The 24,758-nt window shown below is 66.7% G+C and carries 25 protein-coding genes and 1 pseudogene; 15 read left to right on the top strand and 11 right to left on the bottom strand.

Annotated features, from left to right (window positions below; all coding sequences use genetic code 11):
• The 4 genes and pseudogenes from JF66_RS24265 to JF66_RS08955 form a co-directional block, all read left to right on the top strand.
• Positions 1–212, top strand: a pseudogene (locus JF66_RS24265) (hypothetical protein); the annotation flags it as partial.
• Between the two features lie 208 nt (positions 213–420).
• Positions 421–855, top strand: a complete 435-nt coding sequence (locus JF66_RS24260; RefSeq protein ID WP_231556356.1) for a hypothetical protein — start codon at positions 421–423, stop codon at positions 853–855.
• Positions 852–1,550, top strand: coding sequence for an MTAP family purine nucleoside phosphorylase (locus tag JF66_RS24255; RefSeq protein WP_231556355.1), 699 nt, complete (start codon positions 852–854; stop codon positions 1,548–1,550). The genes JF66_RS24260 and JF66_RS24255 overlap by 4 nt, the downstream gene beginning before the upstream one ends.
• Positions 1,547–2,614: an NAD(P)-dependent oxidoreductase gene (locus JF66_RS08955; protein ID WP_035877145.1), complete on the top strand. Its 1,068-nt coding sequence runs from the start codon at positions 1,547–1,549 to the stop codon at positions 2,612–2,614. Before JF66_RS24255 ends, JF66_RS08955 begins: the two co-directional genes overlap by 4 nt.
• A 137-nt stretch (positions 2,615–2,751) precedes the next feature.
• Here JF66_RS08955 and JF66_RS08950 read toward each other — a convergent pair whose 3' ends face one another.
• Genes JF66_RS08950 through JF66_RS08940 form a run of 3 tightly spaced genes read right to left on the bottom strand, consistent with a single transcriptional unit; the run spans position 2,752 to position 5,313 of the window.
• The gene (locus tag JF66_RS08950) at positions 2,752–3,450 is read right to left on the bottom strand and encodes an alpha/beta fold hydrolase (protein ID WP_035877140.1); all 699 of its coding nucleotides are present in this window, start codon (positions 3,448–3,450) and stop codon (positions 2,752–2,754) included.
• A 34-nt stretch (positions 3,451–3,484) separates the two neighbouring features.
• Positions 3,485–4,453 carry a sensor histidine kinase KdpD gene (locus JF66_RS08945; RefSeq protein WP_051973331.1) on the bottom strand — a complete coding sequence of 323 codons (969 nt, stop codon included), beginning with the start codon at positions 4,451–4,453 and terminating at the stop codon, positions 3,485–3,487.
• Entirely contained in the window at positions 4,450–5,313 is an 864-nt protein-coding gene (locus JF66_RS08940; protein WP_231556354.1) for a response regulator transcription factor, read from the bottom strand. Before JF66_RS08940 ends, JF66_RS08945 begins: the two co-directional genes overlap by 4 nt.
• 108 nt (positions 5,314–5,421) lie before the next feature.
• Between JF66_RS08940 and JF66_RS08935 the strand changes: the two genes are divergently transcribed.
• Genes JF66_RS08935 through JF66_RS08925 form a run of 3 tightly spaced genes read left to right on the top strand, consistent with a single transcriptional unit; the run spans position 5,422 to position 7,552 of the window.
• Positions 5,422–6,090 (top strand): glycosyltransferase family 2 protein, encoded by a 669-nt coding sequence (locus JF66_RS08935; protein WP_035877127.1) that lies wholly within the window; start codon positions 5,422–5,424, stop codon positions 6,088–6,090.
• Complete coding sequence (locus JF66_RS08930; RefSeq protein ID WP_081882260.1) at positions 6,087–6,851, top strand: DUF2064 domain-containing protein; 765 nt, start codon at positions 6,087–6,089, stop codon at positions 6,849–6,851. The genes JF66_RS08935 and JF66_RS08930 overlap by 4 nt, the downstream gene beginning before the upstream one ends.
• The gene (locus JF66_RS08925) at positions 6,848–7,552 is read left to right on the top strand and encodes a class I SAM-dependent methyltransferase (protein WP_051973330.1); all 705 of its coding nucleotides are present in this window, start codon (positions 6,848–6,850) and stop codon (positions 7,550–7,552) included. Before JF66_RS08930 ends, JF66_RS08925 begins: the two co-directional genes overlap by 4 nt.
• On the opposite strand, the gene JF66_RS08920 is transcribed toward JF66_RS08925, so the two are convergent.
• Both JF66_RS08920 and JF66_RS08915 read right to left on the bottom strand, forming a co-directional pair.
• A complete protein-coding gene (locus JF66_RS08920; RefSeq protein ID WP_051973329.1) occupies positions 7,501–8,091 on the bottom strand; it encodes a hypothetical protein in 591 nt (196 codons plus the stop codon). The two genes, JF66_RS08925 and JF66_RS08920, sit on opposite strands and share 52 nt — an antisense overlap.
• A complete protein-coding gene (locus JF66_RS08915; protein ID WP_035877125.1) occupies positions 8,088–9,353 on the bottom strand; it encodes a molybdopterin-dependent oxidoreductase in 1,266 nt (421 codons plus the stop codon). The genes JF66_RS08920 and JF66_RS08915 overlap by 4 nt, the downstream gene beginning before the upstream one ends.
• 120 nt (positions 9,354–9,473) lie before the next feature.
• Here JF66_RS08915 and JF66_RS08910 point away from each other — a divergent pair, with 120 nt between their 5' ends.
• Complete coding sequence (locus JF66_RS08910) at positions 9,474–10,895, top strand: glycosyltransferase family 87 protein (protein WP_035877124.1); 1,422 nt, start codon at positions 9,474–9,476, stop codon at positions 10,893–10,895.
• On the opposite strand, the gene JF66_RS08905 is transcribed toward JF66_RS08910, so the two are convergent.
• The 3 genes from JF66_RS08905 to JF66_RS08895 all read right to left on the bottom strand — a co-directional run bounded on the left by JF66_RS08905 (position 10,883) and on the right by JF66_RS08895 (position 15,260).
• Positions 10,883–12,439, bottom strand: coding sequence for a hypothetical protein (locus JF66_RS08905; RefSeq protein WP_051973328.1), 1,557 nt, complete (start codon positions 12,437–12,439; stop codon positions 10,883–10,885). The genes JF66_RS08910 and JF66_RS08905 overlap by 13 nt on opposite strands.
• A gap of 338 nt (positions 12,440–12,777) precedes the next feature.
• The gene (locus JF66_RS08900; protein ID WP_035877123.1) at positions 12,778–13,455 is read right to left on the bottom strand and encodes a hypothetical protein; all 678 of its coding nucleotides are present in this window, start codon (positions 13,453–13,455) and stop codon (positions 12,778–12,780) included.
• A gap of 203 nt (positions 13,456–13,658) precedes the next feature.
• Positions 13,659–15,260: a CdaR family transcriptional regulator gene (locus JF66_RS08895; protein WP_051973327.1), complete on the bottom strand. Its 1,602-nt coding sequence runs from the start codon at positions 15,258–15,260 to the stop codon at positions 13,659–13,661.
• A gap of 102 nt (positions 15,261–15,362) precedes the next feature.
• Between JF66_RS08895 and JF66_RS08890 the strand changes: the two genes are divergently transcribed.
• From JF66_RS08890 to JF66_RS08870, 5 genes are all read left to right on the top strand, one after another.
• Positions 15,363–16,229, top strand: a complete 867-nt coding sequence (locus JF66_RS08890) for a hypothetical protein (RefSeq protein WP_197059370.1) — start codon at positions 15,363–15,365, stop codon at positions 16,227–16,229.
• Positions 16,226–17,335 (top strand): o-succinylbenzoate synthase, encoded by a 1,110-nt coding sequence (gene menC, locus JF66_RS08885; protein WP_035877122.1) that lies wholly within the window; start codon positions 16,226–16,228, stop codon positions 17,333–17,335. Before JF66_RS08890 ends, menC begins: the two co-directional genes overlap by 4 nt.
• Positions 17,336–17,421: 86 nt before the next feature.
• Positions 17,422–18,354 carry an ABC transporter substrate-binding protein gene (locus tag JF66_RS08880; RefSeq protein WP_231556353.1) on the top strand — a complete coding sequence of 311 codons (933 nt, stop codon included), beginning with the start codon at positions 17,422–17,424 and terminating at the stop codon, positions 18,352–18,354.
• A 5-nt stretch (positions 18,355–18,359) separates the two neighbouring features.
• On the top strand, positions 18,360–19,322 hold the full coding sequence (locus JF66_RS08875; RefSeq protein WP_051973326.1) for an amino acid ABC transporter permease: 963 nt from the start codon (positions 18,360–18,362) through the stop codon (positions 19,320–19,322).
• 56 nt (positions 19,323–19,378) lie between these two features.
• Entirely contained in the window at positions 19,379–20,131 is a 753-nt protein-coding gene (locus JF66_RS08870) for an amino acid ABC transporter ATP-binding protein (RefSeq protein ID WP_035877178.1), read from the top strand.
• A gap of 225 nt (positions 20,132–20,356) precedes the next feature.
• Here the strand turns inward: JF66_RS08870 and JF66_RS22935 are convergent, their stop codons facing one another.
• On the bottom strand, positions 20,357–21,217 hold the full coding sequence (locus tag JF66_RS22935) for a hypothetical protein (RefSeq protein ID WP_156109709.1): 861 nt from the start codon (positions 21,215–21,217) through the stop codon (positions 20,357–20,359).
• A complete protein-coding gene (locus JF66_RS08860) occupies positions 21,193–21,822 on the bottom strand; it encodes a hypothetical protein (RefSeq protein ID WP_035877121.1) in 630 nt (209 codons plus the stop codon). The genes JF66_RS22935 and JF66_RS08860 overlap by 25 nt, the downstream gene beginning before the upstream one ends.
• Before the next feature lie 168 nt (positions 21,823–21,990).
• On the opposite strand from JF66_RS08860, the gene rraA reads away from it, so the two are divergent.
• A complete protein-coding gene (gene rraA, locus JF66_RS08855) occupies positions 21,991–22,458 on the top strand; it encodes a ribonuclease E activity regulator RraA (protein WP_035877120.1) in 468 nt (155 codons plus the stop codon).
• Positions 22,459–23,175: 717 nt separating this feature from the next.
• On the opposite strand, the gene JF66_RS21645 is transcribed toward rraA, so the two are convergent.
• Positions 23,176–23,739, bottom strand: coding sequence for a PepSY domain-containing protein (locus JF66_RS21645; RefSeq protein WP_051973324.1), 564 nt, complete (start codon positions 23,737–23,739; stop codon positions 23,176–23,178).
• Positions 23,740–23,936: 197 nt separating this feature from the next.
• Here JF66_RS21645 and JF66_RS08845 point away from each other — a divergent pair, with 197 nt between their 5' ends.
• Positions 23,937–24,725, top strand: coding sequence for a nuclease-related domain-containing protein (locus JF66_RS08845; RefSeq protein WP_051973323.1), 789 nt, complete (start codon positions 23,937–23,939; stop codon positions 24,723–24,725).
• Positions 24,726–24,758: the final 33 nt, after the last annotated feature.

Genomic DNA, 24,758 nt, shown 5'->3' with positions numbered 1-24,758 from the left:
AGGACGGGCCGACGGATCAATCGAACATTCTGATGCTTTGCAGTGCTTGCCATCACAGGATCCACCGCGAAGGGTGGGGCATCATCGTCAAAGACAACGTCGTGTACTTCATCCCGCCCGCTACCGTCGATCCGAAGAGAACTCCGCGTCGCGGCGGACGCCCACCGGTACCGACACCGAAGGGTCACGACGGCCCGCACTACAAGAGCTAGACACAGCGTGCTCGTGTCGGCTCGCGCAGTCTCGATATCGAGAAGCTCGATCCATGCGCTCGTTCCTCGCGCGTCGACCGGCGGGACGGTTTCGAATGTCGACCAGCGACTATGCCTCGCGCGGCGACTGGATGGGGGAGTCGCGCCGCAGTTCGGCAGGGGGCATGAAAGAATTGTTCGACTTGATCATGAAGACCGGGAGCCAGCCGTGACCATCAATACCAGCGCGACAGACGCCAGCGCGACAGGGACCAGCGCGACAGACGCCAGCGCGACAGACGCCAGCGCGACAGGCGCCAGCGCGACAGACGCCAGCGCGACGGGGACCAGCGCGACAGACGCGAGCGCGACAGACGCCAGCTCATCTGACGGGAGCACACGGGCGGAGATCGCCGTGATCGGTGGCTCCGGCCTGTACGAGCTGTTCGATCCGAGCGAGTCCACCACCCTCGAGATCGACACGCCTTACGGGCACGCGCAGGTCACCATCGGGCAACGCGCCGGCCGCCAGGTCGCCTTCCTTCCCCGCCACGGCACCGGCCACAGCGAAGCGCCGCACCTCATTAACTACCGCGCCAACATTTGGGCGCTCGCGTCTCTGGGCGTCAAAGCATCATCTCCTCCGCTGCCGTCGGCGGCGTGAGCCCCGAGTACCCCACGGGAATGCTCGTGGTCACCGACCAGTTCATCGACCGCACGACGGGTCGCCCCGACACGTTCTTCGATCAGGGATCCGTGCAGCACCTCGCGGCCGCTGACCCCTTCGACCCGGCGCTGCGCGCGGCCGCCATCGCCTCGCTCGAGGCGCTCGGCGAGAACTTCGCACCCACCGGCACCGTGGTCGTCATTCAGGGCCCTCGTTTCTCAACCCGCGCCGAATCCACCTGGTTCCGCTCAATGGGGGCCCATATCGTGAACATGACCCAATACCCGGAGGTCGTGCTCGCCTCCGAGCTGAACATGGGCACGGTCAACCTCTCGTTCGTGACCGACGCGGATGCCGGACTGGCCCCACTCGAAACCGAAGACGCGGTCTCCGCTTCCCTGGTCTTCCGTCGCCTGCGCGAGGCCCAGCCCCGTATCCTCGCCGCGATCGACGGAATCCTGCGCGGCCTTCCCGAAGACTATGCACCGCGCGAGCTCGTGGCCGCCGCCGAGGTGCTCATCGCCCTTGAACGCACTCCGCGCACGCGCTCCGGCAGCCACAGTGCCGATGTCGCGGCGCCGAGTGCCACCGACGTCGCCAACGCCGCATCCACTCGCACGGCCACCGCGACGCCTGCTGCGACGACGACCGCGACGCCTGCCGCGATGACGACCGCATCGAGCGCCGAATGAGCGCGCCGCACCTCCTGGTCACCGGGGGAGCCGGCTTCATCGGCAGCGCCATCGTGGAGCAGGCCCTCGAACGTGGTTGGCAGGTGCGAGTACTCGACTCCCTGCGCGCCGACGTGCACGGCGCCCCGCCCGTGATCGACCCGCGCGTGCACTTCATTCACGGTGACGTGACCAACGCTGACGACGTAGACGCCGCTCTCGTGGGGATTGACGTCGTCTGCCACCAGGCCGCAAAGGTGGGACTCGGCGTCAATTTCGCCGACGCCCCCGATTACGTGACGAGCAACGAAGTGGGCACGGCCGTGCTCCTCGCCGCGATGGCCCGAGCCGGCACCGACCGCCTCGTGCTGGCGTCCTCGATGGTGGTCTACGGCGAAGGCAGCTACATTGGCCAGCACGGGCATGCCCGGCCCGGTCCTCGCCGCACCGTCGACCTCGATGACGGCCGCTTCGACCCCGTCGACGAGATCACGGGGGATCGTCTGCACCCCGCGCTCATCTCCGAGGAGGATCCCCTCGACCCGCGCAACGTGTACGCGAGCACCAAACTTGGGCAGGAATACCTCGCCACCGCCTGGGCGCGTTCCACCGGCGGCCGAGCCATTGCCTTGCGGTACCACAACGTGTACGGACCCGGGATGCCGCAAAACACGCCCTATGCGGGCGTCGCCTCGCTGTTCCGTTCTTCCCTCGAGCGCGGCGAAGCCCCCACCGTGTTCGAAGACGGCGCACAACGCCGGGACTTCGTGCACGTGCGCGACGTGGCTTCCGCCAACCTCGCGGCCATCGATTTCACCGAAACGGCCGCCGAGCAGTTCTTCCGCCCATTCAATGTGGGCAGCGGCACCGTGCACACCATCGGCGAAATGGCGGTGGCGCTCAGTGCGGCCGCGCACGGTCCCACGCCCGTGATCACCGGCGACTACCGTCTCGGCGACGTGCGGCACATCACGGCGTCGTCCGAACGCATCCGCACTGAATTAAGGTGGATGCCCGCCGTCACCTTCGAAGACGGCATGCGCGAGTTCGCCACGGCGCCGCTTCGGGCAGCGGTGCACTCCTAGAGGCGCCGGCTCAGCGCTTCAGGAACCAGTGGTCTGCGACTCGCCGCAAGCGACAAGCGACAAGCGACAAGCGACAACTGACCAGCGAATCGTGACTGCGGACCCGTGACCACCGACCAATGACTCGGGACCTGTGATCAGCGGTTCACGGCGGCCAGGATCGCGGCACCGAGCTCGACCGGCTTGGTGAACTGCGGCCAGTGTCCGGTCGGCAGATCCACGTACTCGACGTCGGTGATATCGGCGAGCTCCGCCACGTGCGGGTCGCCGGACTGCACCCACCCGATCAGCGCCGTCGTGGGAAACTCGCACGCGATAACCGTGACCGGCACGTCGAATCGGCGCGGATTGCTCAGATCCTGCCGGTCGCAGGCCACGCCGCGCGGCTGCGGGATGGCGCGAGCACGGAAGTCGGCCCGCAACTCCTCGGTGAGGTCCGTGAGGTCCGCGTCGTCGAAGGCGTCCCAGGGCGGGAGCGGCACGTCGTCACCCACGGCGGGCAGCTCATCGTTGATGATGCCTCCGTCGCCGACCGGGCCGCTGTCCACATAGACCGCGCGCGCCACCCGCTCCGGGCGTGCGTCGACGACGCCGTGAATGATCGCTCCGCCGCCGGAATGGCCGACGAGGATCACCGGCCCGTCGAGGGAATCGACCGTCGTCACGACCGCGTCGATGTGCTCACGCAGGCCGATCCCCGCCCGTGACGCATCCTTCGCTTCGAGGCCCGGCAGGGTGAGCGGATGCACGCGATGTCCAGCCGCGACGAGCGCGGGCGTGACCTCCGACCACGAGGAGGCGTCCAACCAGAATCCGGGAACAAGGATGATGTCCATGACGTGACCCTAGCCTGCCCCGACGCCGAGCGGTTCAGACGAAAACGCCCGCCGTGTTCTCGGCGGGCGGCAACAGCACCTCGAACCGGCAGCCCCCGGGCACATTCCGCACGACCACGTCGCCGTGGTGAGCCTCGACGATGCCCTGAACGATGGCCAGTCCCAGCCCACCGCCGCCCGACGGCATGCCGGGAGCGGCCGGGGTGCGATGTTCGCTCGCCCGCCAGCCGGCCTCGAAGACACGCGCCAGATCGTGCTCGGGGATGCCGCCGGCGGAATCCTGCACGGCGATCGACGCGCGTCCGTCATCGTGCCGGGTGGCGGAGACCACGATCGGGCTACCAGCAGGTGCGTGCTGGATGGCATTCATCACGAGATTTCCCACCGCTCGGGCGAGCTCCCGGGGGTCGGCCAGAATCGTCAGGCCGCTCTCACCCTCAAACCGCAGATCGAGGCTCTTCGATGTGGCTACCGGGGCCAGCTCGGCCACGGTGTCGCTGATCAGGTCGTACAGTGAGACGCGCTCAAGCGACAGACGCAGCGTGCCCGCGTGGATGCGGGACAGTTCAAACAAATCGTCGACCATGCCGGTGAGTTGGTCGACCTGACCGCGAATCTGGGCGTAATAGCGCTCGGGATCGGGTGCCATGCCGTCCTCGAGTGCCTCGGCCATGGCACGAATGCCGGCCAGAGGTGTGCGCAGGTCGTGCGAGATCCAAGACACGAGCTCCCGGCGGCTCGCCTCGATGCGTGTTTCCAGCAGGCGGGCGTCCGCCAGCAGCCTGGCCGTCTCCGCGGTGTCCGCGGTGTCCGTGGTCTTCGCGGTGTCGGTGTGGCGGTCGGCCGGTTCCGACGCCGGGACCACGGCATCCGTTGTCGGCGCGTGCCGGCTCGACCGGATGCTGCGCGCGGCCACCACGAGCGCCCCGAGTGCCAGCCCGCCTACGACGATCGCGCAGACGAGCGCCGCTGTCGCCACGTCGACCAGCTGGGAGGCGGTCACGCGGTCGCGCCGGTCGGGATCGTCGGAGCAGGCGGGACAGGCGGAGCAGGAGGGACAGTCGGGATAGCCGGAGCAGTCGGGATAGCCGGAGCAGCCGCGACAGCCGCGGTGTCGGAACGGTCGGCAGTGCCGGGCACGTCCGGGTCGAAGCGGTAGCCCACGCCCCACACCGTGTTCAAGAGCACGGGATGCGCCGGGTTGGCTTCGATCTTCTCGCGCAACCGTCGCACGTGCACCGTCACCGTGGAGAGGTCACCAAACTCCCACCCCCAGACCGACCGCATCAGGTCTTCGCGGCTGAGCACCTTCGACGGACGCCAAATGAGGTAGGCGAGCAGGTCGAACTCCCGCGCCGTGAGCACGAGTGACGTGCCGCGCTGCCTGATCTCGTGCGCCGACAGGTCCAGCGAGAACTCGCCCGCCGAGATGATCCCCTCCGGGAGATTTTCGACACCACTGCGACGGAGCACGGACTGCACCCGCAGCACGAGTTCCCGGGGAGAAAACGGTTTGGTGAGGTAGTCGTCGGCGCCGGCCTCGAGCCCCTCAATGCGGTCTTCCTCTTCGCCGAGGGCCGTCAGCATGATGATGGGTACGGCCCAGTTAGCCCGGATGCGGCGGCACACCTCGATACCGTCGATGTGCGGAAGCATGCGGTCCAGGATCACGAGGTCCGGGCGTTCGGCCTCGGCCTGACGCTGGCCGCTGAGGCCGTCGGGCGCTTGGTCGACCACGAAATCGGCCGCGAGCAGATACCGGCAGACGACTTCGGATACCATCTGGTCGTCATCGATCACGAGAATGCGGCGGCCGGCCAGCGCGTCTGCTCGCGGTGCTGCAAAGTACTGAGAGGGTGTCACCTCCTCAGGATAGGTGAGTGACCCGAATTCCGCGCGTGAACGTGGTGAGCCGTCATCGTGCTGGTGACTGGCAGGCTTTCTACATATTTGCCCGCCTAAAGTCGGTTTATGACTCAGACGCGGGTAGATGTGGTGCTTCCGTGCCTGAACGAGGCCGGAGCGCTCCCCTGGGTGCTGTCCCGACTTCCGGAGGGATACCGGGCGATCGTTGTCGACAACGGTTCGACGGACGGCTCGGCCGACGTGGCGCTCACTCACGGCGCGCTCGTGGTGCACGAGGCGCGTCGCGGCTTCGGCGCGGCCGCACACGCCGGACTGCTCGCTTCGACGGCACCGATCACCGCGTTCTGCGATGCGGATGCCTCGATGGACCCCCAATTCCTGCCGCTTCTTGTCGATCCGGTCGAGGCCGGAACCGACGATTTGATGCTCGGACGCCGCCGTCCCACGACTGCCGGATCGTGGCCCGTACATGCCCGAATAGCAAATACCACTCTTTCTTGGCGACTGCGCCGAATAACAGGTGTGACCATTCATGATTTGGGCCCCATGCGGGCCGCCCGGCGCGAGGCGCTGCTCTCCCTTGACCTCCAGGACCGCCGCAGCGGCTACCCGCTCGAGATGTTTCTGCGCGCGGCCGACGCCGGCTGGCGCATCCGCGAGGTGGATACTCCCTACGCCCCGCGGGTCGGACGCAGCAAGGTGACCGGCACGATTCGAGGCACCATCACCGCGATTCACGACATGTCGAAATTGCTGCGGGAGGTGCGCTCATGACCGTGCTCGTCGTCATCGCCAAGGAATGCCTGCCCGGTCGCGTGAAGACCCGGCTGCATCCTCCCCTCAGCCTGGAGCAGGCTGCCGAGCTGGCCGCGGCGAGCCTTCACGACACACTGCGTGCCGTCATGCACCTGCCGGCGAGCCGACGCGTACTCGCCTACGACGGTATCGTTCCGCCGCCCGCAGCCGTGGGCTGGGAGATCCTGCCGCAGGTGGGTGGCAGCCTCGATGAACGTCTCGGCGCCATCTTCGACACCTTCACCGAACCCACCGTGCTCATCGGCATGGACACCCCGCAGGTGACGGCCGAGCTGCTCGCCCCGGTGTTTTCCGGCTGGGACCGTGCCGGCCGCGACGGCAGCAACGTCGACCCCGCAACGGATGCCTGGCTTGGCCTCGCTGAAGACGGCGGCTTCTGGGCCCTGGCCATGCACAACCCGGCCGGGTCGCTCATCCGCGGGGTGCCCATGTCGCAGGACGACACCGGCGCCGTGCAACTGGCCCGCCTGACGGATGCCGGCCTGCGCGTCGGTAGCCTGCCTCCCCTCGTGGACGTGGACACAATCGACGACGCACACCGCGTGGCGGCCACAGCGCCGCACGGACTGTTCGCCGCGACCCTGGCCGTCCAGCTGGCCGCCCCGTCCAGTGCCCAGAACGCAGCCGAGAACGCAGCTCAACACGCGCCCCAGAACGCGCCCCAGAACGCACCCCAGAACGCACCGCACAACGCAACCCAGCAGGGAGACCGCTCATGACGGTTACATCTGCCCGCGAATACCAGCCTCTGGCCACCCCACCCGCCACCTTCGGTGCCGGCGGGGCCGAGCCCTACGCCACGGCCCTGCTCGGTGCGTCGAACGTGCTCTACCTTCACGGCATCCGCTCGGCGGAAGGCTCCGGTGCCGCGCCCATGAATGCCGCCCGTTGGAGCGCCGACGCCGACGCCACGGACCTGTCGCTTCTCGTCGGCGCGAGCGGACCGGTGCTCGACATCGGCTGCGGTCCCGGCCGCATGGTGCGCGCGGCCATGGACGTCGGCCTGTCCGCTGTGGGCGTCGACGTGTCGGCAACGGCCGTACGCATCGCAGTTGCGGCCGGCCTCACCGTGCTCAATCGTTCGGTCTTCGCCCCCGTTCCTCTGGAAGGGGAGTGGAAGACCCTGCTTCTGGTCGACGGCAACATCGGCATTGGCGGCGACCCGCGCGCGCTCATGGCACGCTGTGCCGCGCTGCTGGCCGCAGGCGGCGCGCTCGTGATCGAGGTGAGCGGGGACCCCGACCACGATCTGAGCTACGAGGGCACGCTCGAAGACGCCGAGGGGCGCCGCAGTGAACCGTTCCCGTGGGCCGAGATCGGCGCGAACGCGCTTCGGCCGCACGCGGCCGCCGCCGGCCTGCGCACGGTTCAGGAGTGGCGCGTGTCCGGTCGCTCGTTCGTGCGCTTCGAACGCGAGTAGAGCACCACGGCGAGCCCGGCGGCCAGCACGGCCAGCACCACGAAGAACACGGCGAGGTTGAATCCGTAGTTCAGCGGCAGCACCGTGGGGTTGTCGGGCGTGAAGTTCGTGGCGATCATGATCGGCACGACGATCAGCGCCATGATCGATCCCACGACGACAAAGCCTTCGATCACCACGACGACCGCGCCGCCGAAACGGTGTCCGGCGCGGCTGATCAGGGTGCCGAGCAGAAAGACGATCGGCGCGAGGATCGCGTCGTGCAGAATGATGGCGGCGATGATCCACAACGCGACGCCGGGAATGCGCGTCGCGCGCACGGTGTCGAACATCACGTAGGCGCCCCACGCGAGCAGCGCCGCGCCGAGCAGCACCAGACCGATCCGGATGCCGCGCATCGCGCGCGTCTCGCCGGTGCCGGCCGTCGGGTCGTCTGCACTCCCGGCCAGGCTCGGTTCTGGCATACGCCGGGCGTTCACGCGCTGGTCGTTCACGCGCTGGTCGTTCATGCTCTGCTCGTTCATGCTCTGCTCGCTCACGCGTTGATCGCCTCGATTCGGCTGAGCCATTTGGTTTGGAGCACTCCCGGGCGTCCTGGAGCGATCATGCGCGCGGGGTACCCATGCTCGAGATCGAGCGTCTCGCCGTTGAGCTCAAGGGCCACCAGGGTGAGCGGATCACGCACGTATTCGTAGCCCATCTGGGTCTTGCTGAAGCTGCCGCGCTCTTCCAGGCTGATCAGGCGGAACGAGGTTTCGGCATCCGCTCCCACGGCGTCGGCGAGGTCCATCAGTCGAACACCGCGCCAGGTGGCCATCTGGCTCCAGCCCTCCACGCACGCGATGGGCAGGCGCACCTCGGTCTGTTCCATCGCCTGCAACTGGGCGCGGGTGAACGAGGTCTCGGTTCCGGCGTACACGATCGTGAGGGCCCAATCGGCCGCCATCGCGGCATCCGCCACCTTGGCCTGCTTCGACGTACGGTTCACGGGAACGCCCTGCGGGCCGACGCCCTTCTTGCGCGGGCCGAACACGTTCGTCGCGTCGAGGGGGGCGAACGTCTGACCGGCGGTGAGGCCGACCACGGCGGTGACGCTCACGGCCACGGTGGTCAGGAACCCGCGGCGGGTCACCCGCTTGGTCTTCGCCGGGGTGGCATCGATGAAATCGAGCAAACGACCGGTGACGCCGCCGGGGCGAGTGGTGCCCCAGAGACGAACCTCTTCAGGATTCTGCGAACGGTCGGGCGATGCGGCCTCGGCGAGGTGATCGGGTTCGCTGCCGTCCGGAGCCTTGCGCCAGTAGCGCGTGATGAGCGGCAGCTTCACACCGATGTGGATCACGAGCAGCCCGATGAGCACCCAGCCGAGGGCGAAGTGCACCTGGCGGAACGGGAACGGCCACGGGTACCACTGATAGGTGTTGAGCAGGCCGATGGTGATCTGCACAAGGCTGGCGCCCACGAACAGGGCGATGGTGGCACGCTCGAGAAAATTGAGGAATCCCTTGACCGGCGGCCAGGCGAAAAGCGCCGGGAACACGATGTAGAGCTTGGCGAGCAGCAGCGGGAAGCAGGCAATTCCGGTGATGATGTGCAGACCCTGAGTGAATTGGTACAGGTACTCCGGGCGCGTCGCGAAATGCATACCGGGGAGCGGATTCTGCAGAAAGTGGCTGTAGAGGCCGGTGCCGAAGCAAATCAGGAACGCGGCGCCGAGCAAACGACCGATCACGGTCGCCATTCGGGGGTTTCTCACCGGCGACGCCAGGGCGCGCTGGGCTTCGTACATCAATCGCCGCATAGAACAATTCCATCACTGACCGGCGTTTTTCAGGGGAGCGAAATATTACGGTTCCGTGACGGGCCACCGGTGTTGTGTCGGGGGTAGGGGAGAGTGCGCGGAGTCGTGGAGGATAGAACAGTGCGAATCGTTCTGGTCTCCCTGCTCCTGCTCGTGAGCACCGCCCTCACCGCGTACACCGTTCTCACCTACGACAACTTTCAGCCCGGTCCGGATTCGACCGCGCTCCTGATCTGCACCGGCGCGCTGTGGCTGCTCTTCGTTCTCTCGCTACTGGCTCTGCGCGGCGTCAAGGGCCGTGCGATCGTGGTGCTCGTGCTGGCCGGTTCGGTCGTTCTCGGCGGCGCGGCCATGGTCGGCCCGCCGAACACGAGCACGGACTCCGCCCGCTACGCCTGGGACGGGATCGTGCAGAACGCGGGCATCTCGCCCTACGCCTACCCGCCCAGCGATACCCGGCTCGATTCGCTGCGCCCCGACTGGCTGTTTCAGCAGCCCGTGATCAACGCCGCCGGCGACGCGGTCTGCCCCGGCGAACGCATCCAGCGTGCGCACAAGGATCAGACCGACGAGCTGTTCTGCTCGGCGCTCAACCGCTCCAACGTGCCCACCATCTACCCGCCGGCGAGCGAGATCTTCTTCGCCGGCGTGCGCGCGATCACGGGCCCCGCGCCGCAGTACTGGCCCCTGCAGCTGGCCGGGCTGCTGATGAGCCTCGGCGCGACCGTGATGCTGCTTGTCGGCATGAAGCGGCGCGGAATCGACCTGCGCCACGCCGCCCTGTGGGCATGGTGCCCGCTCGTGGCCACCGAGGCGGTCAACAACTCGCACGTGGACATGCTCGGCGTGGTGTTCACGCTCGCCGCCGCCTTCCTCGTGAGCTCCGGAAAGCAGTGGCGGGGCGGCATCATGCTCGGTATTGCCATCGCCACGAAACTCATCCCGGTGATTGCCGCGCCGGCCATGCTGCGACGCCGGGGCTGGAAGGTGATCATCGCATCCGTTGTCACGTTCGCTCTGCTCTATGTGCCGTACATTCTGGCGACGGGCATCGGGGTGCTTGGCTACCTGCCGGGCTATCTCACCGAGGAGGGGTACGAGGACGGTTCCCGGTTCGCGCTGATCTCCCTGTTCGCGCCCGGCTCGGCGGCGATCTGGGTGGCCGGCGCGCTGCTCGTGATCATCGCGCTGCTGGTGTTCTTCAAGACCGACCCCGACGCGCCCTGGGTGGGACAGCTCGTGATGATCGGCGGTACGCTGCTGATCCTGAGCCCGCGCTACCCCTGGTACGCGCTGCTGCTGCTGCCGTTCATCGCGCTGAGCGGACGCTGGGAGTGGCTGATGGTGCCGCTCGCACTGAGCCTGCGTCTGCTCGAACCCTCACTCGCGGTGACCCAGACGTCGATGGCGCTCGCCGTGATCGTGATCGTGGCGGTGTCGCTGCGCCGCGCTGGCCCGGGCGCGACCGGCCGGTTGCTGCGTGAGCCGGGACGCATGCTCTCGCGGACGCGCGCCCGTCTGGGGCCGGTTCAGCGTTCGTAGCGCAGAACGTTGACGCCGGTGAGGTTCCACTCGCTCTGCAGGCGGTAGCCGAGGGCAGCGAGTTTCGCGGTGATGCTCGGACGCCAGTCCTGCTTATCGCTGGTCACGAGCCAGACCTCGTCAACGCCGTCGAAACGGTGAGTCACCTCGGCGAGCGGATACTGCTTCTCCCAGAGCGTTCCGGCCTCGGCGGCAGGCGTTTTGAGCTTGACGTCCACCATTCCCTGGAAGGCGTCGGGATAGGACAGCGAGATGATGCGGGAGGTTGCCGCCGGGTGGTGTCGCACCGGGCCGTAGAGGACGGCGCTTTTCTCGGCGGGGTGCGTCGCACGCTCGTGCGCCACGAGGTCGGCGACCTCGTTCCACGAGGAATTCTGCTTGGCCTCGGGCATCCGCTGGGCCATGTATTGCGGCACGGCCATCCCCACAATCACGGCCAGGGCGATCACGCTCATCCAGCGGCGGCGCAGGGCGGCGAGAGCGACGGCCATGAGCAGGGCAATCGCAGGGGCACCGAACGTGAGGTAACGCGGCGAATAGAGCGGGGAAATGAGCAGTGACGCCACGATCAGGCCGACGGTCGGGACCACGATCCAAGGCACGGTGATCGCGAGCAGGCCCGGCCGTGCCGTGTGGGCGCGGTGGCTCACCGGGGTGCGCCGGGCACGTGCCACGAGCACGCCGATGCCGATGAAGACGAGAAGCCAGCCGACCGCGGCGAAGGTGGGATTGAGCGCGAACCACTGCCACACGACGACGTCGTAGAGCGTCTGGTGACCAATGGGCGGGATCCAGCTCACCTGTTTGCTCTGACTCGACACGGTGAGGGCAAACGGCAGGAGCAGGGCGCCGGCCGCGGCGGATGCGCCCAGCCAGCCCCACAGACCGGCGTTCGCCGTGCGGACCCCTGTTCCGTCGGCCGGGAAGTGACGCTGGGCAAGCCTGGTCCACAGCGCCGTGACACCGTGCGCGCCCACGAGCAGTGCGAGGTAGAGGAACACGCCCGTGCTGAGCACTGCCACAACGCCGTAGAGTCCCCACCAGAGCACCCGGGTGCGTCGCGGCGCCGCGCCGCGGTTCCATGCGGCGAGAAAGACGAGCGTCAACACCATGGCCAGGGCGGTGCCGAGCGCGAACGACCGGCCCTCTGCTCCGGCCCAGGTGACCCGCGGCAGTACCGTGAAGATGAGGCCGGCCAGAATGGCCGTTCGGCGATTGGCGAGGGCGCTGGTCAGGTAGGTGAGCAGCCCCGCGGCGAGCCCGATGAAGAGGGCGGACGGCAGACGCAGCGTGAACGGAGAGTAGGGCACGAGGTCGAACCACACGTGCATTCCGGCGTAGTAGAGGCCGTGCACGAGGTCCACGCTCTGAAGCAGGCGGGCGAGGTCGGTCCAGCTGCGGGTGGCTGAGGTGATGGTGGCCGCTTCGTCAAACCAGACCGAGGGAACCCAGGAGAAGGCGACGGAGACCAGCAGGGCGATCGCTCCCACGAGTGCGGCATCCGCTACCCGGTGGCCGCCGAACCGGCGTGATACTGCCGTCATAAACGTGGTGTCCTTGCGATCAGGGGGTCGGGGTGCCCTCGCACGAGGGTAACCCGGACTAGCTGACATCCAGCCGGGCGCCCTCCCGCCCAGCCGCCTTACCCCGGCGGAGGCCCACTCATGTTCCGGAAGCTGGCGCACCGTTTGGAACGACCAGCGCAGGGTCCGGAAGCTGGCGCACGGTGAAACATCTGCTGGCTTCCACACCCTGCGCTGGCCGGCTGAACGGTGACGGGGCGGGGGCATGGCCTTGCGGGGGCGGGGTGGGTGCACGAGAGCGGGCCCGTCGCGTGTGCGACGGGCCCGCTTCTGCTGCGAGGGGTGTTACTTGGTGGGTGTTACTTGGTGGCGACGGTGATGGTGGCGATGCCGACGAGGAGCTGGTCGGCGACGGCGTCGGTGTTGAAGGTGGAGTTGAGGAGGCCGGCGGCGTCGGAGGAGATGTGCACGGTGGTGCCGGTGAGGATGGCGTTGTCGCCGTCCATTTCGAGGGGCTTGAGGGTTCCGCCGTAGAGGTCGAAGACCTTGACCTGCGTGGCGGCGGACTCGCCGTTCACGGTGACGTCACCGAAGAGCTCGGAGGTGCCGGGGTCGATGGTGAAGTTGGTCAGTTCAACGACGGTGTCGCCGGCGGTGAGGGAGAAGCCGGAGCCTTCGTGCTCGAGAGTGCCCTGCACGTAGGGGCGTACGGTGCCGTTGGGGTCGTAGTAGTCCACGTTGCCGCCGGTGATCGGGAAGTGCAGGCTGCCTTCTTCGAGGGTGGCGGTGCCGACGGTGCCTGCCGTGAGGCCGAGGGTGCCGAGGGCGGCGGCGAAGTCGGCGTCGAGGAGAACGGCCGTGTCGACGCCGGAGAGGCTGGGGATCGAGGCGAGGGGAGCCTCGGCGGTGGCGGAGCTCGAGGAGCTGGGGGCGCTGGACGCGGCGGGCGTCGTGGCGGCGGTGGAGCATCCGGCGAGGAGGGCGATCATGATTCCGGCGGAAGCGAAGCCGATGGTGGCCTTGGAGAATGTGCGCATGGTGTGGGTTTCCTGTCTGGGGGCGGTGATTGTGGGTGGTGGTGTTGAGGTCTGACTGGTGTTCGGCCCCATCCCCGAAAAGGTTTGGAAACCCACCAACCCGTTACCGTTCCGTTACACAACTCAGCAAACACACAGGGAAAAACCCCGGAAACACGAGGAAGCCTGGCGGTGCACAAGAGATGGCACCGCGCCAGGGACGCTCAGTCGAATTCGGCCACGCGCAGGCTCAGCCACAACGCGAGCGTGTCGTCGGCGTTCTCCAGATCGACGGCGAAGAGATCGTGGGTTCGTTTGAGTCGATATCTCAGTGTGTTCTGGTGCACGGACAGCCGCGCGGCAGTGACGGCGGAATCGCGGGAGCAGTCCAGATAGGTGCGCACGGTTTTGGCATAGTCCGTTCCGGACCGTGCATCCGATTCGAGCATCCGCTCGGCTTGCGGCGCCATGAACCGGGGCGTATCGCGAAACACCTGCGCCAGCTCAAGCAGGGTGAGGCGGCTGCGCAGGTCGTGGGCACTTGCCACCACGCTCGTGGGGGTGTGGGTGGTCTGGAGCAGCAAAACCAGATCCGCATCACGCCGCGACCGACTGATCTGCGTCACCTGCGCCATTCTGGAGCCGATGGCGGCGCGCACCGATGCGCGCAGGCCGCCTTCAGCGCGCTCGACGATGCGCTGGGCCGTGCCGTGCAGCCCGGTCAAGTCCGATGCGGATGGGCCCGAAAAGAGGGCGTAGATCGTCGCCCCGATCACCGCGCACTCGGCCCCATGCTGATACGCCTCGCACTGCATGGAGATCAGGTCGAACAGTCGACTCAGCCCCAGCTCCTCACCGCTCGCTCCGAGCTGCGGGTGGAAGGCGACGACGGCATACGGTCCCGTGGTGTCGAGTTCCAGCTGGCCGGCCACCAGCCGGGCGTCCTCGCCATCATCGAGCAACCGGCGCAAGAGCACGGTGCGCTGCTGCCGCACCAGGTCGGCCGCACTCCGCGCCCGCAGCAGGTGCAGGGCCGCGATGTCGGCAGCCTGTTCCAGCGCCTGTGCCGCATCGTCATCCAGTCTGCCGCGTTCATCCACCACCCAGATCGATCCGAGGGGCTGCGTGCCCGCTCGGATGGCCACGGCCATCCGAGGCAGCCCGGGCGCGAGGGCCGGTAGCCGCAGTGCTCCCTCGGATCGATAGACGGATGCGTACGCATTGGCGTTGTCCGGATCATCCGGTACCTGGCGACCCAGGATTCCGTCGCGCCGGGTTTCATCGATCGGCTGGGCGGGCAGGGTGGAGTACGCGAGAATCCGAGTTTGCAGGTCTTCGATTGCGGTGGCTCCGCCGACGAGGGCGGCAATGGCGTTGGCCAGGGCAAAGAGGTCGCCGACGGCCAGGCCGGTCAGTGACCCTGGCGGTTCGGCCGCCGTCGTCAGAGCCGAGTTGAGTACGGATTCGAGCTGGCGCCATTCAACCTCATCATCCACGACGAGCAGCGCGATCCCGGCGGCATCCGCGACGGCAGCGAGCGTCTCGACGCTCAGCGACAGTGACTTGATCACGATCGCGTCGAAACCGCGCCCCGCAGCACCGCGCACGACGTCGGCGGAATCGGGTGCCTCGGGGTGCACGCCGATGGCGAGCAAAACGCCATGTCGTCGCCCGGCGAAGGGCACCAGGCAGTCGAACAGCGTGGGGCTGGTCAACGCGACAGTTCTATCGGCCTGCTGCGAAGCCAGGCGCAAACCGGAACCCTCCAGGGTGGTCAAGAGCTCCGACACGGCCACGCGCGGTGTCTCAAAAACGTGTGTCGTCATCCCGCAACGCTAGCGACGGTTGTGTCGAACCACAAGAAACCATCGTGAGCTTCGTGCTGAACGCTAAAGCTAAACCACGCGTCCCTCACCCAGACTGTGGAAATGACGCTGAGCATGGACATCCGATCGATGGCCGATCACGCACACCTGGCGGCAACCGACGCGGCTCGCGTCGCCGGAGTGCTGGTTGTTGACGAGCGTGGGCTGCCTGGCTTCACGAAGATCGAGAACCTCTTCAGCGACGTCTGGGGGCTGCCCCTGACCGAACCGCCGATTCCGGCGGAGCTGCTGCGGAGCATCAGCCACGCCGGCTGTAACGTCACGGCCGCCTACGACGCAGCGGGCACGTTGACCGGTGCTGCCGTCGCCATCGTCGCCCCGGGAAACGTCTCGATGTATTCCCTGATCGCCGGGGTCGTGCCCGGCACGGCCGATCGCGGCGTGGGATTCGCCCTGAAACTGCACCAGCGGGCCTGGGCACTTGCCCGGGGCATCCCGATGATGACGTGGACCTTCGACCCGCTGGTCAGCCGGAATGCGCGATTCAACCTCACGAAGCTCGGTGCACACGCGGACGAGTACGAGCAGGACTTCTATGGACCGATGCACGGGCTCATCAACGCCAACGATGAGAGCGATCGCCTCATCGCCGTCTGGCCGCTCGCCGATCCCCGCGCGGTCGACTGCAGTCAGGGTCTGGCGCCGCAGCCGGAATTCCCGGCGTTCACACCGGACGACGTTCGCGGCGACGGCCCGGACGGTGACCCGGCCGTCATCGACGTCGCCGGCGTGCGCTGGTGCCGTGTGCCCGAGGACATCGTGGCCGTTCGGGCGGAGAACCCGGCGTTGGCCGCAGCCTGGCGCCGCAGCATCCGTTCCGTCTTCACAGAGTTGTTCGCCGCCGGCTATACCGCCGACGGTGTCACCCGATCCGGTTGGTATCGGTTCGTTTCAGGAGGTCAGGCATGAAGATTGAAAACATCGAGTTGCGCCGGGTGCGTTTGCCCCTGGTTCGGCCCTTCCGCACGTCATTCGGTACGGCCGTCGAACGTGAGACCACGCTCGTTCGGGTGGTGACCGCCAACGCGGAGGGCTGGGCCGAGTGCGCTGCCGAGCCGGACCCGCTGTACAGCTCGGAGTTTCTGGATGCCAGTGACCTTGTCATTCGTGACCACCTGATTCCCCGCCTGCAGGCCCTCGGCAATGGATTGACCGCCGAGAAGGTGGCGACCACGCTCGAACCGGTCAAGGGCCACTTCATGTCGAAGGCCGTTCTCGAGACGGCGATACTCGACGCTCAGCTCAAGGAAACCGGGGTGTCGTTCGGACAATACCTCGGCGCGGTGCACGACACCGTTCCCGCGGGAGTGTCGGTCGGGATCATGGATTCGATCGACGAGCTCCTCGATGCGGTTGAGGGCTACCTGGCCGAGGGGTACCTGCGGATCAAGCTCAAGATCGAACCGGGTTGGGACATCGCGCCGGTGCGTGCCGTGCGTGAGCGCTTCGGCCCTGACATGTTGCTTCAGGTCGATGCCAACACCGCGTACACGCTGGCGGATGCTCGTCACCTCGCCCTGTTGGACCCCTTCGACCTGCTCCTGATGGAGCAGCCGATGAAGGAAGATGATCTGATGGGACACGCCAACCTGGCCAAACTGATTTCGACGCCGATCTGTCTCGACGAATCGATCGAGTCGGCGCGGGATGCGGCGACGGCGATCACCCTCGGCGCATGCAGCATCATCAACGTGAAGCCGGCCCGGGTGGGCGGCTACCTCGAGGCGCGACGCATCCACGACGTGGCGGCCGCGCACGGCGTGCCGGTCTGGTGCGGGGGAATGTTGGAGACCGGCATCGGCCGGGCCGCCAATGTGGCGCTGGCCGGCTTGCCGAACTTTGTGCTCCCGGGGGACACCTCGGCATCCAACCGGTACTACGCCGAAGACCTGACCGCGCCCTTCGTTCTCGAAAAAGGCCACCTTCGCGTGCCCACGGGCCCGGGCATCGGTGTCGAGGTGCTGCCCGACGCGCTCAAGCGCGTAACGGTGACCACGACCAACATCACCTTCTGATCATCACTGCTTTCTCGAACGTCACTGCTTTCTCGACCAACACTGCTTTCTGCCAGCTCGCTCACCGAAACAATCTGAGGTAACGAATGACGATCACACAGCGCACACAGTCCTCCTGGAAGTTCATGGCGTCGATGGGGGTGGTGGCGGCCCTGGCCCTCACCGGATGTTCCGCGACGCCCACTCCGGCAACGACCGCGGATGCGGCGCCGGTCGGCACCGTCGACGTGGCGGCCGCGGCCGCACTGCCTGCCGACATCAAGGCAGCCGGAATCATCAAGGCGGCCTCTGACATCCCCTACCCGCCGATGGAGATGTTCGACGCCGACCAGAACGTCACCGGTTTCGATCACGATCTGGCTCAGGCCATCGGGGCGAAGCTTGGCGTGAAGTTCGAGCTGCAAAAGCAGTCGTTCGCGGCCGCCATTCCCTCCCTGCAGGCCGGCAAGCATGACGTGATCATGTCGGGCATGAATGACACCAAGGAACGCCAGCAGACACTCGATTTCGTGGACTACTTCCACGCTGGTTTCACGATCCTGGTCGTGAAGGGTAACCCCGAAAACATCGGTGGAGTGCTTGACCTCTGCGGCAAGAATGTGGCCGTACCGAAGGCCACGGTTCAGGCCGACATCCTGCGCAGCTACGACGCGGACTGCATCGCATCCGGTGCCGGCGTCGTCAACGTGATGGAACTGCCCGGTGAAACGGATGTGCAGACCGCGGTGCGTTCCGGCCGCGCTGTGGCCGAAGTTGTCGACTCCGCCGTCGCCGCCTACACCGCGCAGACCGCCGGCGACGGCGAGATGTTCGACGTGGTCACCGACCCCGACAATCCCTCCGGCTACAGCCCCGTCTACAGCGGGATCGGCATCCTGAAGGAAAAGAGCGAACTGAGCAACGCCATCCGGCTGGCCTTCCAGGCGGTCATCGAAGACGGAAGCTATGAGGAGATCCTGAACAAGTACGAGCTTTCCGACTACGGCCTCGATGAGGCCGGCTTCAACCTCGGGTCGTAGACGACATGACTCTCTCTCCCACGCAGGCCGTCCGAGAGGCGGCGACGGACGACGACATCTCGGCGGTACCCCTTCGGCATCCGTGGCGCTGGGTCATGGCCGTGGTCCTCACCCTGGGCTTTGCGGCTCTGGCCGGCTCGCTCTGGCAGAACGACAACGTCAATCACCCAACGATCAGTGAGTTCATCTTCGACCGTCGGATCCTCGACGGGGTCGTGCTCACCCTCATCCTGACCATCGTGTCGATGATCATCTCGACGATTCTCGCCGTGCTGCTCGCCGTCATGCGGCTGTCGAACAACCCGGTGATGAGCGCCCTGGCGTGGCTCTACATCTGGGCTTTTCGAGGAACGCCGCTGCTGATCCAGATCGTTTTCTGGGGCTACCTCGGTCTGCTCTACGCTCAGATTTCACTTGGAATTCCGTTCACCGATTTCACGCTGTTCTCGATCGACACGAACACGCTGATTCCGGCATTCGCTGCCGGGCTGCTCGCGCTCACGCTGAACCAGGCGGCGTACTCGGCAGAGATCGTGCGAGCCGGCATGCTCTCGGTGGATGAAGGCCAGTATGAGGCCGCCTACTCCGTGGGTATGAGCCCGGGCTTCACCCTGTTCAAGGTGGTGCTGCCGCAGGCCATGCGGGTGATCATTCCGCCGATGGGCAACGAAACCATCTCGATGCTCAAGAACACCTCGCTGCTGTCGGTGATCGCCGTGCTCGAGTTGTACACCGTGGCCACCCAGATCTCGTCCCAGAACCTGCGGCAGGTCGAACTGCTCATCGTGGTGAGCTGCTGGTATCTCTTCCTCACGTCGATGCTGTCGATCCCGCAGTACTACCTGGAACGTCATTACGGGCGCGGCAATGCCCGCACGCTACCGCCCACGCCCATCGGCAGGGTCATGGCCATCCTCGGCCGGAACCGTCGCGTGAGCCCGCCGAACCAGAGAACGGATGCGTCGTGACCGACACCACACAAGACTCCCGGCTCGATTCCGGGGTCGCGGGAAGCGTTGAGCCCCTGCTCAACGCACGCAACGTGCACAAAAGCTTCGGCGGTGTCGAGGTGCTCAAAGGCATCTCGTTGACCGTTGATGCCGGACAGGTGATGTGCCTTCTCGGGCCCAGCGGCTCGGGCAAGTCCACGTTCCTGCGCTGCATCAACCATCTGGAACGCATTGACGGTGGCCGGATATCGGTCAGCGGTGAACTCGTGGGGTATGCCCAGCGCCAGAATCGCATCTTCGAAATGAATCGGCGTGAGGTCGCCCGGCAGCGCCGGGGGATCGGCATGGTCTTTCAGCGGTTCAATCTCTTCCCGCACATGACGGCCCTCGAAAACATCACCGTGGCGCCGATCGGAGTGCGCAAGCTGCCGAAGGAGGGCGCCATCGCACGCGGCAAGGAGCTCCTTGATCGGGTGGGACTCGCTGACCTGGCGCAGTCCTATCCGGCCCAGCTTTCCGGCGGGCAGCAACAGCGCGTCGCAATTGCGCGCGCCCTCGCCATGGACCCTAAGCTGCTGCTGTTCGATGAGCCGACCAGCGCGCTCGACCCCGAGCTCGTCGGCGAGGTTCTCGACGTGATGCGCGGGCTCGCCGCCGACGGTATGACGATGATCGTGGTCACCCACGAAATCGGATTCGCCCGCGGAGCGGCGGACCAGGTCGTTTTCATGGATGCGGGTGTTGTCGTAGAGTCGGGCCCCCCGTCTCAGGTGCTGGACAACCCCCAGAACGCTCGAACAAAGTCATTCCTGGACAGCGTGATGTAGCGTCCGGTTCCCCGGTTCCACGGTTCGCCGGTTCCCCGGTTCTCCGGTTCTCCGGTTCCCCGGTTCCCCGGTTCTGCGGTTCTGCGGTTCTGCGGTGCCGCGGTGCCGTGGTGCCGTGGTGCCAAGATTCTGCAGTTCGTGGGTTCGTGGGTTCGTGGGTTCGTGGGTTCGTGGGTTCGTGGGTTCGGGCGTTTGATGGCGTCGATGGCGCCTGGCTTCGGCGGGTCAGCAGCCGACACCGCTCGGATTCTGGATGCAGTCGTGCGCCACAAGCACGCTTTTCACGTGGCGCACGGCGACCGGCAGGGGATTGCCCGCTACGGCCAGCGTGCCCGTGACGGGCTGCCAGTCGCCGCCGCCCACGCGGAACTCGGCGGAATACGCCACCGAGAGGGTGCTCACGTAGTCTCCACGTTCGCGGTAGATGTGGCTCGTGTCCGTATCGGAAAACTCGGGAACGCCCAGGTCTTCCCATGTGGCCCCGCCGGTGGTCGAGCTGCCGACGGCACCGTCGCCGAAGTCGCGGTGAAATGTCGCCGGCGTGAAGCGCACATCGGCGGGGGTGCCGAGGAGAGCGCCCGAGACCACCTGAACGGATGCCGCGGCCACGAAGTTCGCCGCGAGCCCCACGATCGCGAGACCGTTGGGCTCCATCGTCTGGGATGGCGGCTGGGGGGAGAAGCCCACGAGGTCGCTCACGCTCGTCGCGAGCGGTGCCGTGCAGGTGGCGCACGGGGCAGCCGGTGGCGCGACCGTGGGGGCTGCCGGACCGGTGTGCGACCCGCCCACACCTTCCTTCGGCAGGTTCACGACCGGCACGGCGGCACCCCCGGCGCCGCCCCTGCCGCCCTTGCCGCCGTGCGATCCCGTACCGCCCCTTGCCGATCCGCCTTGACCGTCCGTCACCGTGTCGACGTGCGCAGATACCTGTACCTGTCCGCCTGCCGTGACAGCCTGGGCCTCGGGGCAGCCAGCATCGCTGCTTCCCATCGCTCCGCACGGTGGTGTCACGTCGGCGAATACCGCTGGCGTGAGAAACACGCCCAAGACGACGGTGAGGGTTAGCAAAAATTGCGGCCCGGCCATACATCCTCCTTGTTGACGAGCAGGACATTTGGCGAATTGGGGCTGGAGACCAGCTGCACTTGGAAAGGCACCCGATCCAATCGGTTTGTCGGCGTGACATCGATACCGCCGTTGTCGAGGACGCGCAGCGCTGAGACGTCATAGCAGGCATAGATGTCGACGGACGCTTGATTCGGGTGCAGATCCTGATATCGAACCACCGATGCCGTGTCAAACGTTGGTACGCCAAGGTTTTTGTGCCCCCGGTCGGTGAAGCCCTTGATCTCCGCCGTGACGCTTGGCAGATAGTCAGCCGTGACATAGGCGGCAATCCGACCCGGATCCGCGCCACCCTCCTCCAGAATCTTGCCTCCTGCGCTGAGAAAAGCCCCATACGCGGCCGTGGCGGCCGCGAGGGCCTCGTCGTTGGAGGCGAACACCGGGGCGGTCGGGCTCGTGGGCGGCGGCGGTGTCCATTCGGGCGCGGGCGCCGGGGCACAGCCAACCAGGCACAGCGACGTAAGGGCGAGCGTGCCAAAGAGTGTGCGCTGGAGAGTGCTGCGGCGCATGCTGCGGCGCGTGCTGCGGCGCATGCTGGGGCGTGTGCGGGGGAGGGGAAAGCGCATGCGGTCAATGTAGAGCAGATCATCGACTCGTGCAGAAGTTATCCACAAGCGCGGGGCATCCGTCGCCCGAATCTCAGATGTGGAGGGGTAGGTGCGGTCTCCTGCGTCAGCGGTGGAGCCCTACGCTGGAGGAATCGAGCACGTGCCACACTCTCTCGGAGGATACCCATGACGCTGTTGACCGCTGACCTGTACGACGAACGCGGAGAAGACCTGCAGTCCGTTCCGCTGCAGTTTCACACTCTGGGTGGTCGGGCCCGCTTCAGCGGTCCGATCCGCACCGTCACGTGCCTCGAAGACAACGCCCTCGTGAAGTCGATCCTGGCGACGCCCGGCGACGGCGCGGTGCTCGTGGTCGACGGCGGCGGCTCACTCAACTCCGCCCTGATGGGCGACATGATCGCCGACTCTGCCGTGGCCAACGGATGGGCTGGCGTCGTGATCAACGGAGCCATCCGCGACCGCGTGGCCATCTCCGCTCTCGACCTCGGGGTCAAGGCCCTCGGCAGCAACCCGCGCAAGAGCGCCAAGACCGGCAGCGGCGTCACCGATGCTGTCGTCACCTTCGCCGGCGTCACGTTCACTCCGGGCAAGACCATCTTCTGCGACGAAGACGGAATCCTCGTCGAACGCTGATCTTCTTCCCGCTCAAACAACACTGAACGACGCGTCGCCCTCCACCTGCTTGGGCGTGGCCTCATGGGGCCGAAGGTGTCGTCTCGCGTGTGTTGGGGTGTGCTGATGGGGCGGTTGTTGGCGTCTCGTAGGTGACCCGCCAACTTCGGCCCCTTGGTGTGGCTTCATGGGGCCGAAGGTGTCGTCTCGCGTGTGTTGGGGTGCGTTCATGGGGCGGTTGTTGGCGTTTCGTAGGTGATCCGCCAACTTTGGCCCCTTGGCCTGGCCTGATGGGGCCGAAGGTGTCGTCTCGTGTGTCGCATGGGGCGGTTGTTGGCGTCTCGTAGGTGATCCGCCAACTTTGGCCCCTTAGCGTGGCGTCATGGGGCCGAAGGTGTCGTCTCGCGTGTGTTGGGGTGCGTTCATGGGGCGGTTGTTGGCGTTTCGTAGGTGATCCGCCAACTTTGGCCCCTTGGTGTGGCGTCATGGGGCCGAAGCTGTCGTCTCGCGTGTGTTGGGGTGCGCTCATGGGGCGGTTGTGGGCGTCTCGTAGGTGACCCGCCAACTTTGGCCCCTTGGCCTGGCCTGATGGGGCCGAAGGTGTCGTCTCGCGTGTCGCATGGGGCGGATCTTGGCGTCTCGGTGGTGACCTGCCCACGTCGGCCCCAAGGCCGACGCTACTGCCGGACTCACTGCGGAGTGGGTTGGGGCGGACGAGCGAGCGGCGGCCAGCGCTGATTACTGAACGGCGTCGTCGAGCTTCGTCACGCGGAACGTCGCGTCGAGTTCCACGTCGACGTCACGGCCGTCGCTCAGAGTGATCTCTACCTCGTAGACGTGGTCCGCGTCGTCGCTGCGGTCGAACTCGGTGACGGTTCCGCTGCCCACGGCGGCCAAGGCGGCGGCTTCGGCGTTCGCGCGGGCGGCGGCATCCTGTTCGGCGGTCGGCTGTGCGGGCGCCGCGGTCGCGACCGGCGCGGACGACAAGCCGGAGGTGTTCGGGTCGAGGTCGCCCACGTAGACGACGTCGAAGGAACCGTTGAGTTCCACGTCGACCTCGTCGCCGTTCTCGAGGCGCACCTCGAGGTTGTATTCGGGGCCGCCGTCATCGGTGCGTTCGGCGCTCGTGACCGTTCCCGCACCCGTTTCGGCGAGTGCGGCAGCGCTGGCGCGCTGCAGGGTGTCGCCGGTGAGCGTGTCGTTGTCGTCGGACAGGTTGGTCACCGCGAGGGCGATTCCGGCCCCGGCGAGAGCCGCGACGAGAGCAGCTCCAATGGCGATCGCAACGATCTTCGTGTTCACGTGATGTGTCCTCTGTGTGAAGCCCCCGACTTGCCCGTAATCGGGGCACAGAGAAAGCGTGTACCCCCTAGTTTACGGGTCACTGGCCGCGGCCCGGCATCCCGATGTCCTGCCCATAATTGGGGCTTCAGGCGGCTGAGGGGTCTGGATAGATTCAGGTGAACCCGAGGAGATTCGTGGCGTCCAACATTCCAGCCATGCGAGAGCGTTTTGCCGCGCAATCCGTCATAGAGGTGCTGCTCCTCGAACAAAGTCTCGTACCACCCCGCTCGCCGCTCGCGAGATTCTTCGGGCGCTCGCCGCTCGGCCCCGAGAGCATGTTCTGGTATCGCGGGGCCAAGGCCGAGATGGCCGTCGGCATGCTGCTTGCCGAGCTCCCGGCGGAGTGGACCACGTTCCACGCGATCCCGGCCGGCGCGGAGGGGACCGAGATCGACCACCTCGTGGTCGGCCCCGGGGGAGTCTTCACGATCCAGACCAAACGCCACCGCGGCAAGCGGGTGCGCGTGGCCGGTCGCACCGTGGTCGTCGACGGGGAGCGTCTGCCCTACATTCGCAAGGCCGAGCTGGATGCTGCGCGGGTCACCACGCTGCTTCGAGAGCGGATGCTGCTGCGCCCGTCGGTGCGCCCAGTGGTCGCCATTGTGGGGGCCAAACGCATCACGATGTACCAAAAACCTGCGCAGGTTAAGGTGCTCGACGCCGAGGACCTGCGGCCCTGGCTGCTGACGCGTCCGCCGGTGCTCGATCCCGTTGACCGGATCGAGGCCGCGAATATCATCGACAGTCCGGACACCTGGGATGCGTTTCCCTCGCTCGAACCCCAGCAACTCATCTCCGAGTTTGCCGCGCTCGAGAAATCCGTGCGCGCCGCCCGCAAACAGCGCATCTTCTGGGTACCGTTCGGTTCGGCGGCCCTCATCGTGGGAGCGGCGGGGATGCCCTACCTGATCACCGCCTTGATCGGCCTGAGCGTAGCGCACTGACCGTTCCACCGCCCTGATCGGCCTGAGCGTGGC

The organism is Cryobacterium sp. MLB-32 (assembly GCF_000738085.1).
Classification (GTDB): Bacteria; Actinomycetota; Actinomycetes; order Actinomycetales; family Microbacteriaceae; genus Cryobacterium.
Note: the sequence above shows the minus strand (reverse complement) of the source record. Positions and strands in the feature narration are given on the sequence as shown.